Here is a 12822-nt window from a genome sequence, read left to right as displayed (position 1 = left end):
TGCGGGTGCGGCGGGGGCGGACGAAAATCGGTGGGGCAGCCGCCCCCTCCCCCCTACGCTCACGGCATGCCACGACCCCATGGATTCACCTTCGAGCAGCACGCGGGCGGAAGCGTCCGCATCAGCCACCACGGCCGCCCCGCGACCACTCTGAACGGCCCGCGGGCCGAACAGTTCCTCGCCGAGGTCGAGGCCTCCGACCCCCAGCTGGTCATGGCCCGCTGGACCGGCAACTACAAACGCGGCAACGAGCGCACCGCCCGGAACCACCCGCGCAATCGCCGGTGACCCGATTGGCCCGAAGGTAAGGGAACGGCAAAACCGCCTCGCTCGTTCACCCGGCATGACAGCTATGACCCCCGGCTCGAACATCCCCCTGTCCGCCGCCCGCGTGACGGTGGACGTCGCCGCACCGGTGCGGCTCGACGTATCGGGCCTGCTGCTCACCGCCGACGGCAAGGTGCGCTCCGACGACGACTTCATCTTCTACAACCAGCCGTCGGGCCCGGGCGTGACGTACCGCTCGGGCGGCGGCAGTGCGCCGGACGCGATCGTGGTCGACACGACCGCCCTCCCGCCCGGCATCGAGAAGATCGTCGTCACCGCCAGCCCGGACGCCGCGGGCCAGACCTTCCAGGGCATCGAGCCGACGGCCACGATCCGCAACGCGGACGACGGCTCCGTCCTGGCCACGTTCACCCCGCCGCAGCTCGGCAGCGAGACAGCCCTGGTGATCGTGGAGGTCTACCAGCGCAACGGTCAGTGGAAGGCCCGCGCCGTCGGTCAGGGATACGCCAACGGCCTCGCAGGCATCGCCACGGACTTCGGGGTCACGGTGGAGGAGCCGGCCGCCGCCCCGCCCCAGCCGGTGACCCCGCCGCCGGCCCCGGTGCAGCCGCCCGCGGCCCCGCCGGTCGCCGCGCCCGCCGCTCCCCCGGCCCCGGCCACACCGCCCCCTCCCGCGCCCGGCGCCGGGAAGATCAACCTCGACAAGGGCCGTGTCAGCCTCCAGAAGAACCAGACGGTCTCCCTGATCAAGGGCGGCCGCCCCCTGCTCTCCCAGGTCAGGATGGGCCTCGGCTGGGAGCCGGCGTACCGCGGCAAGGACATCGACCTGGACGCCTCGGTCATCGCCTACGGCCCGCAGCGCAACCACATCGACAGCTGCTACTTCGGCAAGCTCCAGATCGTGGGCGGCGCCATCCGGCACTCCGGCGACAACCTCACGGGCGAGGGCGGCGGTGACGACGAGACCATCATGGTCGACCTCGGCCGCCTGCCGCAGGAGGTCACGGGCCTGGTCTTCACGGTCAACTCCTTCTCCGGCCAGAAGTTCACCGAGGTCGCCAAGGCCTACTGCCGCCTCCTGGACGGCACGACCGGTGAGGAACTGGTCCGCTTCGACCTCACCAGCGCCGAACCGCAGACGGGCGTGCTGATGGCGAAGCTGATCCGTCAGTTCTCCGGCGAGTGGGAGATGACGGCCATGGGCGACTTCGTGAAGTCCCGCACGGTCAGGGGCATGGTGAAGCCGGCGGCACAGGCCCTGTAACTCACGCTCCGGCGGCCGGGGACGCCCCCGCACCAGGGGGCGTCCGGCTCGCCGGGTCAGCGGCGGCCCGCCTCCAGCCCCTCCAGAAGCAGTGTCAGGTAGCGGCGGAGGTGCCGGCCCTCCCCGTCCGCCAGCTCCGACGCCGTCGCCATCCCGTGCGCCAGCCGCAGCACGTCGACCGGCTCGACGTCCGCCCGGAGTGTCCCCTCTTCCTGCGCCGCGCGGACCAGCCGCCCGGCCGCGACCTTGACCGCGTCGCCGCACGCCGTGGTCACGAGGGAGCCGGAGTCCGTGACGGCCGGTCCCAGCAGCGCCTTCAGTCCCCGCATCCGGATCATCCCGGCGCCCAGCTCGTAGAGCCACTCCGCCAGCGCCTCACCCGCGGGCAGTGCCCCCGCGAGCACAGCGGCCCGCGCCGCGATCGCCTCGATACGGTCCAGATAGGCGGCCTCCAGCAGGGCCCGCCGGGTCGGGAAGTGCCGGTACAGCGTGCCGGAGCCGACCCCGGCCCGCTTGGCGATGTCGTCGAGGGACGCACCCTCCCCGTGCTCGGCGAACGCCTCCACGGCGACCGTCAGCAACCGCTCGTAGTTGCGCCGGGCATCCGCCCGCATGGGCCTGACCTGCGCCACGCGACCACTCCTCACCACCGGGGACTCTCCGCGCACCTTACCGAGAACGGCCCGGCCCCCCCGCCGGCCGGAAGGAAGGAAGGAAGGGGCACGCCCACGCCGGCCCGCCCCCGCCCGATCCGCCGAGGAGAGGCGGGGCGACCGGGACGTCAGGCGGATGCGCGCACCACGAGTTCGGGTGTCACCCACGCGTCCGCGCCCCGCAGCGGCTCCTCGCCCGCGCGCAGCCGGACCACCTGTTCCACGGCAAGCCGCCCCAGGCGCCGCTTGTCGATGTGCAGGGTGGTCAGGGCGGGTTCCACCAGCTCTCCCAGGGCAAGACCGTCGAAGCCCAGCACGGCCAGCCCGTCCGGAACGCTCCGGCCGTGCCGGCGGGCGGCGCGCATCGCGCCGATCGCGATCAGATCGTTGAAGCCGAACACGGCGGTGATCCCGGGCCGCTCGGTCAGCAACCGCTCCATGCCCGACTCGCCGCCCGCCACGCTGTGCTCGGGACACACCACGACCCATCCCTCGTCGACGGGCAGGCCGAGCCGCCGCGCCTGCTCGAGGAAGGCCTGTCTTCGGGGGCTCGGGCCGTGCACCCCGTCCAGCATGCCGATCCTGCGGTGTCCCGCGCCGAACAGATGGGTCATGCCCTGCTCGACACCGGTGGCGGCGTCGATGCCCACGGCCGCGAACCGGGTCTGCTGCGGGCCGCGCTCCAGCAGCACCAGCGGTACGCCCCCGATGTGCCGCGCGAGGATGTCGTCGGGGTCCGTGAAGTAGCCCACGACCGCGTCCGCCTGGTGGGAGAGCACGTCCAGCGCCTCCCGTTCCCGGGCCTCGTCGATCCGGGAGTCCCACACGACGACCTGCCAGCCGCGTTGCTCGGCCGCCTCCAGCACCCCGGCGGCCACCTCGGGGAAGAAGGGGTTGCGCAGGTCCGGGATGACCAGGCCCGCCGTCACCGCGCCCTTCTGGACGAGCCCGCGCGCGAAACGGCTGGGCCGGTAGTCCAGGAGCCGCGCCGCCTCCAGGACCCGCTCCTTGGTGCCGGGGTCGATCTCACCCTTGTCGTTGACCGCGCGGGAGACGGTCTGCCGTGACACCCCGGCCAGGCGGGCGACGTCGTGGATGGTGGCCCGGCGCCGGGCATCGTCGGCCCGCTCCGCACGCTGGTTGTCCGTCGGCACGCTCAGCACTGTATCCGGCACGAGAGCCGCCCCGTCAGGGACGGCAGGACGGGTGCCCGGCCCCCGCCACGGCCGGCCCACCGCCCCGCACCCGCGTACGGCACCCCGTCAGTCACCCAGCTCGGTGAACAGCGTCAACTGGAGAGCGCCCGGCGCCTCGAGCCGGGAGTTCAGGGAGTTCCAGGGAGTGCGCGTCGGCTCGGCGACGACCTCCGCTCCGGCGGCGGCCAGCTTCGCCGTCGTGGCGGCGGAGTCGTCCACCTCGAAGGCGACCCGGATGTGCCCGGCGACCCGCCGCCCCACCTCGACGTCGTCGATGAACGCCGCGTGGTTCGGGTCGGTCAGCTCCAGGGTGGCCCGCCCGGCCTCCAGGATCGTGACCCGCCCGTCCTCCGAGGCGAACGCCCCGCGCTCGGGCAGGCCCAGCACGTCCCGGTAGAAGTGCAGCGCGGCGTCGTAGTCCTCGGCGGTGACCACGAGGCGGAGTTCGCGAACGGCTGGCTCGTCGGACATGACTGCTCCTCCACAGGGGTCGGCTGACCGCGACAACCCGACGGCGGGCCGGAAGATTCCCCTGGGCATGCCGCCCCGGCGGTCAGAACAGCGCGCTGTACGCGTTCAGAGCCGGCTGCCCGCCCAGGTGGGCGTAGAGAACCGTGCTGTCGCGGCCGATCCCGCCGCTCGACACGAGGTCGATCATCCCGGCCATGGACTTGCCCTCGTAGACGGGGTCGGTGACCATCCCCTCCGTCCGGGCCGCGAGCCGCATCGCCGCCAGGGTGGAGTCGTCGGGGATGCCGTAGACGCCCGCGTGGTACCGCTCGTCGAGTTCGACGTCCGCCTCGGTCAACTCCCGCCGGACGCCGATCAGCTGCCCGGTGCCGTGCGCGATCCGGGCGATCTGGCCGCGGGTCGCAGCCGGTTTCGCCGAGGCGTCGATGCCGAGCACGCGCCGGGGCCGCCCGCCCGCCTCCTCCAGTGCGGCGAACCCGGCGACCATGCCGGCCTGGGTCGACCCGGTCACCGAGCACACCACGACGGTGTCGAAGAAGACGCCGAGCTGCCGCTCCTGTTCGGCGACCTCGTACGCCCACCCGGCGAAGCCGAGCCCGCCCAGCGGGTGGTCGGAGGCGCCGGCCGGGATGGCGTACGGCTTCCCGCCGCCTTCCTCGACCTCCCGGAGCGCCTGCTCCCAGCTCTCCTTGAAGCCGATGCCGAACCCGGCCTTCACCAGTCGCACATCGGCCCCGGCGAGCCGGCTGATCAGGATGTTGCCGACCTTGTCGTACACGGCGTCGGGCCAGTCCACCCAGCTCTCCTGTACGAGTACGCAACCGAGCCCGGCCCGGGCGGCGACGGCCGCGACCTGGCGGGTGTGGTTGGACTGCACGCCACCGATCGACACGAGGGTGTCGCAGCCCTGGGTGAGGGCGTCGGCGACCAGGTACTCCAGTTTGCGGGTCTTGTTGCCGCCGTAGGCGACACCGGAGTTGCAGTCCTCCCGCTTGGCCCACAGGGACGCGCCGCCGAGGTGCGCGGTGAGCCGCTCCAGGGGGTGGACGGGCGAGGGCCCGAAGAGGAGGGGGTAACGCTCGTACGAGGAAAGGGACATGGGGTCGTCCTCCCTGGGTGGGGGTCGGTTCAGTCGGCGAGCTCCTCGAGCCCCCGCCAGATCTCCGCCGTGACGAGGACCGCCGCGGCCGTGTCACCGGCCGCGCAGGCCTCGATCAGCCGCTCGTGCAGCCCGGCGGACCGGCAGCTGCCTCCCTCACCGAAGCGCCTGCGCTCCAGGCGGCGGATCAGCGGGGTGTAGCGGGCGACGGTCGCGGCGGCGGCGCGGTTGCCGCTCGCCCGGACGAGGACGTCGTGCAGTTCGTCGTCGGCCCGCAAGGCCCCGTCCACGTCCCCGGAGTCCACGGCAGCGGCGAACCCCTTGTTGGCGGTCCGCATCGCCGCGATGTCCGCGGGGCCCAGCCGGGGCACGGCCACCCTCGTCACCAGTTCGTGCAGGGCGCCGACCACGGCGGCGGCGTCCCGCACGTCGGCGGTCACCAGCGGGGTCACCCGCGTGTAGCTCTGCGGCTTGCTCTCCAGCAGCCCCTCGTCCACCAGCCGGGAGAACGCCTCCCGCACCGGCGCCCGGGACAGCCCCAGCCGCTCCGCGAGGTCGGCGTCCCGCACCACAGCGCCCGGCTCGATCTCCCCGGCCACGATGGCGTCCCGGATCGCCGCGTACGCCCGGTCCCTGAGCAGGGTGCGGGGCACGGGCCGGATGGCGTTCATGAACTGAAATGTTAGATGTCAGTTTGCGGCCATGACAAGGGTGCGTACCGGGCCGTGGTCCGGTACGCCCACTCACGGCGAGGGCGGCGCGTCCACGCGGTGTACTACCGCTTCTGCCGCTTCTGACGCTTCCAGGGCCCGGTGATGGCGAGCATGATGCCCGGCGTCTGGATGTTGGCGTAGAGCGTCCGCCCGTCGGGCGAGAAGGTGACCCCGGTGAACTCGCTGTACTCCGGCTCCTGCGGAGTGCCGATGTTCAGCTCGTTGCGGGCGATCGGGTACGTGCGTCCGCTGTCGGTGGCGCCGAACAGGTGCTGTACGCCTTCCCCGTCCTCGGCGATGACGAGGCCGCCGTACGGGGAGACGGTGATGTTGTCGGGGCCGTCGAACGCTCCGTCCTTCGACGGGTCGGGGTTCACACCGAGCAGGACCTTGAGCGTCAGCGTGCGGCGCTTGGGGTCGTAGAACCAGACCTGGCCGTCGTGCCGGAAGGGGCTCTCCTCCCGGGCGTAGGAGGAGACGATGTAGGCCCCGCCGTCGCCCCACCACATGCCCTCCAGCTTGCGGGCGCGGGTGACCTGGCCGTCGGTGAACTGCTTGCGCACGGGCGTGGTGCGGGCGTCGCGGTCGGGGACGTCGACCCAGTCGACGCCGTAGACCGTGCCGGTCTTCGTGGCGCGTGACAGGTCGTCGACGAACGTGCCGCCGGAGTCGAAGCACCTCGGCGCCTGGAGGACACCGGCGTCGTCGGCGAGCCCGCGGAACTTCCCGGGGCCGTACTCGAAGCCCTTGGGCGGGGTCCAGCGGAAGAAGAGGCCGTTGGGGCCCGCGGCGTCCTCGGTGAGGTAGGCGTGGCCGCGCTTGGGGTCGATGACGACGGCCTCGTGGTCGTAGCGGCCGAAGAACTTCAGCGGCTTGGGGACGCGGTTGGCGCGCCGGTCGCACGGATCGACCTCGAACACATAACCGTGGTCCTTGGTCATGCCGTTGACTCCGGCCTTGTCGGAGTTCTCCTCGCAGGTGAGCCAGGTGCCCCAGGGGGTGCGGCCGCCGGCGCAGTTGGTGGAGGTGCCGGCGATGCCCACCCACTCGGCGACGCGTCCGTCGGGGCGCACCTCGACGACCGTGCAGCCGCCGGCCGCCGCCGGGTCGTAGACGAGGCCCTCGGCGAGCGGCACCGGGTGCTCCCACTTGGCGCGCGGGCCCTTCAGCTCGTGGTTGTTGACGAGCAGGGTGGTGCCGCGGGGGCCGTCGAAGGCGGCGGTGCCGTCGTGGTTGGAGGGCGTGAACTCGCCGGACTCCAGCCGGGTTCTGCCGCTGTAGGTGATGATCTCGTACGTGAATCCGGCGGGCAGCGCGAGGAGCCCTTCGGGGTCCGGGACGAGCGGCCCGTAGCCGACGGTGTGCCGGGCGTCCGCCGCCCCGTCCCCCGCGCTGACGCTGTCGTCGGACGCCAGGGCGTTCGGCGCGGTGGCGAGGGCGCCGACACTGCCCGCCAGCGCGACACCGGCACCGGTGATCGCGGAGTTCCTGGCGAAGTCCCTGCGGGTGAGCGACATGGTGTCTCCTGAGACGGTGAGAATGCCGTGGGAGGTGGCGGACCTCGTTCGGCGAAACCGTCCCGCTCACATGTGAACGCGAGTTGAACACCGCCCTAAGGGGCGCGGGGAACTGCGCGACCAGCCACAGCGCACCCGCACTCGCGGGCCGAGTTCAGCCCCCCTGCTGCGATCGCGCCTTGAACGCGGCCTTCCGCGCTTCCTTCGCCACCTTCTTGTCGGGATGCAACCGCCCCATCGCTTCCAGCACATCGGCGGTCGCCGGATGGTCGACCCGCCACACGGCCTCGAAGAACCCGCCGTGCTGCCGCGCGAGCCCCTCCACCAGCGCCCGCAGCTCCTCGGAGTTCCCCTCCGCGGCCAGCTGCGCGGCGACCGTGTCGATGGTCAGCCAGTACACCATCGCCTCGGACGGCGCGGGCACGTCCGCCGCCCCGTGCTCGGTCAGCCACACCCGGGCGAGCCCGCCCAGCTCGGCATCGTCGAGCACTTCCCGCAAGGCGGGCTCGGCCGAGGCGCCGACGAGCGAGAGGGCCTGTTGACACCGCAACCGCCGCAACGGCGCCCCGGCGTCGGCGCCCCGGGCCGCCGCCAGCAACTCCCGTGCGGCGGCCAGTACTTCCCGCCGCTGAAGCCACTGCTCGGTCTCCGCCTGCGCGGCACCGGGCGGGAACCCGGCCGTGCCGTCGAGCAGCGCGTCGGCCCCCTTGTCGGCGAGGTCCCCGACGGCCGGTGCCTCGAACCCGGCCTCCAGCAGCCGCGCACGCATGCCGTACAGCCCGAGCGGGGTGAGCCGGACCATGCCGTACCGGGAGACGTCGGTGTCGTCGACGGGCGCCGCGGGCTCCTCGTCGGCGTCGGCCATGAGCGCCTCGTCCACGGGCTGGTACGCGACGAATCCCACCGGCTCCAGCATCCGGAACTGGTCGTCCAGCCGCATCATCGCGTCGGACACCTGCTCCAGGACGTCGTTGGTGGGCTCGCCCATGTCACTGGGCACGATCACCGAGGCGGCCAGCGCCGGCAGCGGGACCGGGGCGCCCTCGGGCGCGTCCTCGCCGGCGGTCAGCAGATAGAGGTTGCCGAGCACGCCGTCGAGGAACTCGGCCTCACCCTCGGGGTCCCAGTCGAGGGCGGAGAGGTCGACCTCACCGTCCTCGTCCACGAGCCCGTCCAGGTCGGGCACGCTCGCGTCGGCGAGCACGGTCTCCAGGGCGGCGAGCCACACGGCGAGCACGTCCTGCGGCGAACCGCCGGTGAGCAGGGCCAACTCCCCGCCGGCCGTCACGGTGCCCTGCTCCTCGTCGACGACCTCGACGAGCCCGGCGTCGACGGCGACCCGCCACGCCTCGCCGGCGTCGGCGGCGGCGTCCTGGCCGCTCAGCCCGAGCGCCTCCGCGGCCGCGGGCAGCTGCTCGTCGACGAGCCCTCCCCCGGCGTCGACGCGGGTGTCCGGCCCGGCCCAGCGGGCGAGCCGGGCGGCCCGGGACAGCAACGGCGTGGACAGCGCGTCGCGCGCCAGCTCCGCTTCGGGGTGCAGCCGCACCGGCGGCAGGGGGGAGCGGTCTGACATCGGCTGTTTCTCCTAGCGCGCCTCAGGTGACTCAACCGCTCAGCCTAGACGGATTTCCACCCATGCCGCCCACTTCATCTCCCCGTCAGCCGCCATACATGGCCGAAACCTTGACAAGTGCCGTGGCCAGGCTGGAGATTGACGCGCGTAGAAGTCGGCGGACACTTGTTCACCGGGCCGGCCCCACCAGGCCCTTCCGTCCACCACGGTCTACGCGCGTCACCGCATCCGCCCCACAGGTAGCGGCAGTCCAGCCTTTCCACATGTCTCCGCCCTCGTCCCGGCGCCCTGTCACGTCCCCGGAGGGAATCCCGTTGCCGAGCAAGTCGTCCGCGCGTCTCGCCGCGCTCACCGTCGCCGCCGCCTGTTCCGCGGCCTCCACGATCGTCCTCACCAGCCCCGCGCACGCGGAGTCGGTCCGCATTCACGACATCCAGGGCAGCACCCGGACGTCCCCGTACGCCGGCAAGCAGGTCACGGACGTGGCCGGAATCGTCACCGGCATTCGGACCTACGGCTCGTCCCGCGGCTTCTGGATCCAGGACCCGACCCCGGACGCCGACCCGGCGACCAGCGAGGGCGTCTTCGTCTTCACCGGCTCCGCCCCGAAGGGCGTCGCCGTCGGTGACTCCGTCACGGTCGGCGGCACGGTCACGGAGTACGTCCCCGGCGGAGCGACCTCCGGCAACCAGTCGGTCACGGAGATCACCAAGCCGACGACCACGGTCGTCTCCAGCGGCAACGCGCTCCCCGCCGCCACGGCGATCACCTCGCGCTCGGTCCCCGCCGCCTACGCGCCCACCGGTGACACCGCCGCCGGCGGCTCGGTCAACGCGCTCCCCCTCCAGCCCGCGCAGTACGCCCTGGACTACTACGAGGCGCTGGAGGGCATGTCCGTCCGGGTCTCCGACGCCCGAGTCGTCGGCGCCACCGACCCGTACACCGAGCTGTGGGTGACGGTGAAGCCGCACGAGAACCGCAACCGCCACGGCGGGACGGTCTACGGCTCCTACGACGACCAGAACACGGGCCGCCTGCAGATCCAGTCCCTCGGGGCGACGGCGGACTTCCCCAAGGCGAACGTGGGCGACACCCTCACCGGCACCACCGCGGGCCCCCTGGACTACAACCAGTTCGGCGGCTACACCCTGGTCGCGAGCGAGCTCGGCACGCTGAAGAGCGCGGGCCTGGAACGTGAGACGACCCGCAAGCAGCGCTCCTCCGAACTCGCCGTCGCCACCTACAACGTCGAGAACCTCGACCCGTCCGACGACACGTTCGCCGCGCACGCGGCGGCGATCGTGAACAACCTGAAGTCGCCGGACATCGTGTCGCTGGAGGAGATCCAGGACAACAACGGCGCGACGAACGACGGTACGGTCGCCGCCGACCAGACCCTCACCAAGCTGATCGACGCGATCGTCGCGGCCGGCGGACCGAAGTACGACTGGCGCTCGATCGACCCGGCGAACAACACCGACGGCGGCGAGCCGGGCGGCAACATCCGGCAGGCGTTCCTGTTCAACCCCGAGCGCGTCTCCTTCGCGGACCACGCGGGCGGCGACGCCACGACGGCCACCGCCGTGACGAAGATCCGTGGCAAGGCCCACCTCACCCTCAGCCCCGGACGCATCGCCCCCGCCGACGAGGCCTGGAAGAACAGCCGCAAGCCGCTGGCCGGCGAGTTCGTCTTCCGCGGCCGCACGGTCTTCGTGATCGCCAACCACTTCAACTCCAAGGGCGGCGACCAGGGCCTGACCGCCCAGTACCAGCCGCCGTCCCGCAGCTCCGAGACGCAGCGCCACCGGCAGGCCACCGTGGTGAACGCCTTCGTCAAGGACATCCTCGACACCCAGAAGAACGCGGACGTCGTCACGCTGGGCGACATCAACGACTTCGAGTTCTCACAGACCGCGAAGCTCCTCGAGGGCCGCGGCGAACTCTGGTCCGCGATCAAGTCGCTCCCCCGCAACGAGCGTTACTCCTACGTCTACCAGGGCAACAGCCAGGTCCTCGACCAGATCCTGATCAGCCCGTCGATCCGCCGCGACTGCGACTTCGAGTACGACAGCGTGCACGTCAACGCGGAGTTCAACGACCAGATCAGCGACCACGACCCGCAGGTCCTGCGCTTCCGTCCGTGACACCCCGTGGGCCCGGCCGGACGTCCCTCCGGCCGGGCCCACGCGTCGATCACTCCGGAACCAGCCCCAGCGTGTGCTCGTACGAGCTGCCGGTGACTTTCCGCAGCCCCGGATACGCCCGCACCCGCTCCCAGGAGTCCGTCGACGGCGCGGCCATCGCCGCCTCATAGGCCCCGGCGCTCTCCCACTCCGCGTAGTTCAGCACGTGCCCGCCGTCCGTGCTGAGGTGGAAGTGCGCGGACACCAGCCCGGCATGCCCCACCGGATCGTCGCCCAGTGCCTTGACCGCGAGGTCGACCCACTCCTCCCGGCGCTCCCGCGCCCCGTCCTCGAAGTCGATCCGCACCGTCACGATCAGACCCGGCACGCGCGTGTCCCCGGCGGCGCGCTCCCGGCTCCGGTAGCGCCGGTACCGCACGAGCCCGACCCGGTCGATCCCCGGCACGGCCGTATCGATCTCGTCGACCCGCTCCTGCCGGTGGGTGCCGACGAAGGACTCGTACGCCCGCTCGCCGGTCCACTGCGAGTAGTGCATCAGCGTGGACCCGTCCCGGCCCGCGTAGACGTGATAGCCCAGCAGATCCCTGGTCGGCCAGGGCCGCCGCTCCCAGACCCGCCCGATCACCTCCCCGGTCTGCCGCTGCCGCTCGGAGGTGCCGACCCGCCAGGTACTGAACAAGGCAGCACCGATCCGGGGGTCGGTGGGGTCGGGGTGCTGCTCGGTTCGACGGGTCATGAACACTCCAGTCGTAGCGCCGGTCGCGAACAGACCCCACTCTTCAACCTCGACCGAGCTTGAGGTCAAGGGGGTCGGTGCGACTCGGCGCCGTCGCTGGACCCGGCGGGACACGCTGCCCGCAGCCAGGTGAGCCACGACGCGCCCGCACCCGCGTACGACGAGAAGGGGCCGTGTCGGGGGGTGTCCGCCCGCAGCGGTTGGCGCGTCAACGAACAGTCAGTCGGCGTGCAAGCCCATCGCGCCGTTCCGAGGACGGACACCCCCCGGCGCGGCCCCGACCCGCCACCCCGCGGCACGCGAAACGCGCACCCCCACCCGGCGCAGACGAACACCCACCGCCGCCAAGCCCTCAATGCTCAGCGCAAGCACTCAACGCTCAGCGATGCCCGTGCGCATGCCTCCACCTCAACACCCCGACAGCCACCACGGCCCCCGCCGCCCCGGCCACCAGCACCGGCTTGGGATGCCGCATCCCCGCCTGCACAACGGTCCGCACCGGACGAGGCCCCGCATGCGTCGCCCGATCGTGCACGGTGTGCCCCGCCTGCGCGGCACTGCTGCGCAACTGCACCGTCATCGCCCCGGCCTTGTCCCGCAGATCGGCGGCCCGCGCCCGCGCGCGCCCCTTCACATCCGCCTTCCCGGCCAGCTCCTCCACCGTGTTGCCGAGTTCCGTCCGGGTCCGCTCGATCTGCCGCCGCAGCTCATCGGGGCCCTTCGCCCCACCCGTCGCCTCCGTCATCGATGCGCCCTCTCCTTGATCTCCTCCACGTCCGCCCTGACACTGCCGAGCGCCTGCTCGGGCGTGGGCGGCGTGGCCTTCCGCAGCTGCGCCCGCCCCGTCGCCGCCAGCACGGCCGCGATCACGAACAACACCCCGGTCACGATCAGCGCCGCGGCCCACACGGGCAGCACCAGAGAGAGTGCGGCCACACCCGCGCCGGACAGCACGAGCAGCCCGGCGTACGCGACGGCGCCCGCCGCCCCGAGCAGCCCGCCACCGCGCCCCGCACGCCGCCCCTTCTCGGCGAGTTCCTCCTTGGCGAGCGCCACTTCCTGCCGCATGAGCGTGGAGAGCTGCTCCGTGGCCTGCCCGACGAGTTCACCCACGGAGCGGCGCTCGTCGTGCACGGCCCGATGATCCATGGTCCCGGTCACGGTGCCT

13 protein-coding genes are annotated in these 12822 nt (G+C 72.4%); 3 read left to right on the top strand and 10 right to left on the bottom strand.

Going from position 1 to position 12822, the window contains the following annotated elements:
• Window positions 1-66 precede the first annotated feature (66 nt).
• Complete coding sequence (locus ADK65_RS15385; RefSeq protein ID WP_053670701.1) at window positions 67-288, top strand: hypothetical protein; 222 nt, start codon at window positions 67-69, stop codon at window positions 286-288.
• Window positions 289-352: 64 nt separating this feature from the next.
• Window positions 353-1552, top strand: a complete 1200-nt coding sequence (locus ADK65_RS15380; protein ID WP_107092299.1) for a TerD family protein — start codon at window positions 353-355, stop codon at window positions 1550-1552.
• A gap of 56 nt (window positions 1553-1608) precedes the next feature.
• Here ADK65_RS15380 and ADK65_RS15375 read toward each other — a convergent pair whose 3' ends face one another.
• From ADK65_RS15375 to ADK65_RS15345, 7 genes are all read right to left on the bottom strand, one after another.
• Window positions 1609-2184, bottom strand: coding sequence for a TetR/AcrR family transcriptional regulator (locus ADK65_RS15375; RefSeq protein ID WP_053670699.1), 576 nt, complete (start codon window positions 2182-2184; stop codon window positions 1609-1611).
• A gap of 149 nt (window positions 2185-2333) precedes the next feature.
• The gene (locus ADK65_RS15370; RefSeq protein WP_053670796.1) at window positions 2334-3359 is read right to left on the bottom strand and encodes a LacI family DNA-binding transcriptional regulator; all 1026 of its coding nucleotides are present in this window, start codon (window positions 3357-3359) and stop codon (window positions 2334-2336) included.
• 108 nt (window positions 3360-3467) lie between these two features.
• Window positions 3468-3872: a VOC family protein gene (locus tag ADK65_RS15365; RefSeq protein ID WP_053670698.1), complete on the bottom strand. Its 405-nt coding sequence runs from the start codon at window positions 3870-3872 to the stop codon at window positions 3468-3470.
• A gap of 82 nt (window positions 3873-3954) precedes the next feature.
• Window positions 3955-4971: a 1-aminocyclopropane-1-carboxylate deaminase gene (locus ADK65_RS15360; RefSeq protein WP_053670697.1), complete on the bottom strand. Its 1017-nt coding sequence runs from the start codon at window positions 4969-4971 to the stop codon at window positions 3955-3957.
• A 29-nt stretch (window positions 4972-5000) separates the two neighbouring features.
• A complete protein-coding gene (locus ADK65_RS15355) occupies window positions 5001-5642 on the bottom strand; it encodes a GntR family transcriptional regulator (protein WP_053670696.1) in 642 nt (213 codons plus the stop codon).
• 104 nt (window positions 5643-5746) lie between these two features.
• Complete coding sequence (locus tag ADK65_RS15350) at window positions 5747-7201, bottom strand: alkaline phosphatase PhoX (protein ID WP_053670695.1); 1455 nt, start codon at window positions 7199-7201, stop codon at window positions 5747-5749.
• 154 nt (window positions 7202-7355) lie between these two features.
• On the bottom strand, window positions 7356-8774 hold the full coding sequence (locus tag ADK65_RS15345; RefSeq protein ID WP_053670694.1) for a hypothetical protein: 1419 nt from the start codon (window positions 8772-8774) through the stop codon (window positions 7356-7358).
• A gap of 314 nt (window positions 8775-9088) precedes the next feature.
• Here ADK65_RS15345 and ADK65_RS15340 point away from each other — a divergent pair, with 314 nt between their 5' ends.
• Window positions 9089-10918, top strand: a complete 1830-nt coding sequence (locus tag ADK65_RS15340) for an endonuclease/exonuclease/phosphatase family protein (protein WP_053670693.1) — start codon at window positions 9089-9091, stop codon at window positions 10916-10918.
• A 49-nt stretch (window positions 10919-10967) separates the two neighbouring features.
• On the opposite strand, the gene ADK65_RS15335 is transcribed toward ADK65_RS15340, so the two are convergent.
• From ADK65_RS15335 to ADK65_RS15325, 3 genes are all read right to left on the bottom strand, one after another.
• Window positions 10968-11654, bottom strand: a complete 687-nt coding sequence (locus ADK65_RS15335; RefSeq protein WP_053670692.1) for an antibiotic biosynthesis monooxygenase — start codon at window positions 11652-11654, stop codon at window positions 10968-10970.
• Window positions 11655-12033: 379 nt separating this feature from the next.
• Window positions 12034-12399: a DUF3618 domain-containing protein gene (locus ADK65_RS15330; RefSeq protein ID WP_053670691.1), complete on the bottom strand. Its 366-nt coding sequence runs from the start codon at window positions 12397-12399 to the stop codon at window positions 12034-12036.
• Window positions 12396-12815 (bottom strand): phage holin family protein, encoded by a 420-nt coding sequence (locus tag ADK65_RS15325; protein ID WP_053670690.1) that lies wholly within the window; start codon window positions 12813-12815, stop codon window positions 12396-12398. Before ADK65_RS15325 ends, ADK65_RS15330 begins: the two co-directional genes overlap by 4 nt.
• Window positions 12816-12822: the final 7 nt, after the last annotated feature.

This window comes from Streptomyces sp. NRRL B-1140 (assembly GCF_001280065.1).
GTDB lineage: Bacteria > Actinomycetota > Actinomycetes > Streptomycetales > Streptomycetaceae > Streptomyces.
Note: the sequence above shows the minus strand (reverse complement) of the source record. Positions and strands in the feature narration are given on the sequence as shown.

Excerpts from the sequence above, each read along its gene's own strand:
- ADK65_RS15385 (WP_053670701.1), top strand. The coding sequence starts at position 67 with ATGCCACGACCCCATGGATTCACCTTCGAGCAGCACGCGGGCGGAAGC.
- ADK65_RS15380 (WP_107092299.1), top strand. The coding sequence starts at position 353 with ATGACCCCCGGCTCGAACATCCCCCTGTCCGCCGCCCGCGTGACGGTG.
- ADK65_RS15365 (WP_053670698.1), bottom strand. The coding sequence starts at position 3,872 with ATGTCCGACGAGCCAGCCGTTCGCGAACTCCGCCTCGTGGTCACCGCC.
- ADK65_RS15360 (WP_053670697.1), bottom strand. The coding sequence starts at position 4,971 with ATGTCCCTTTCCTCGTACGAGCGTTACCCCCTCCTCTTCGGGCCCTCG.
- ADK65_RS15355 (WP_053670696.1), bottom strand. The coding sequence starts at position 5,642 with ATGAACGCCATCCGGCCCGTGCCCCGCACCCTGCTCAGGGACCGGGCG.
- ADK65_RS15350 (WP_053670695.1), bottom strand. The coding sequence starts at position 7,201 with ATGTCGCTCACCCGCAGGGACTTCGCCAGGAACTCCGCGATCACCGGT.
- ADK65_RS15345 (WP_053670694.1), bottom strand. The coding sequence starts at position 8,774 with ATGTCAGACCGCTCCCCCCTGCCGCCGGTGCGGCTGCACCCCGAAGCG.
- ADK65_RS15335 (WP_053670692.1), bottom strand. The coding sequence starts at position 11,654 with ATGACCCGTCGAACCGAGCAGCACCCCGACCCCACCGACCCCCGGATC.
- ADK65_RS15330 (WP_053670691.1), bottom strand. The coding sequence starts at position 12,399 with ATGACGGAGGCGACGGGTGGGGCGAAGGGCCCCGATGAGCTGCGGCGG.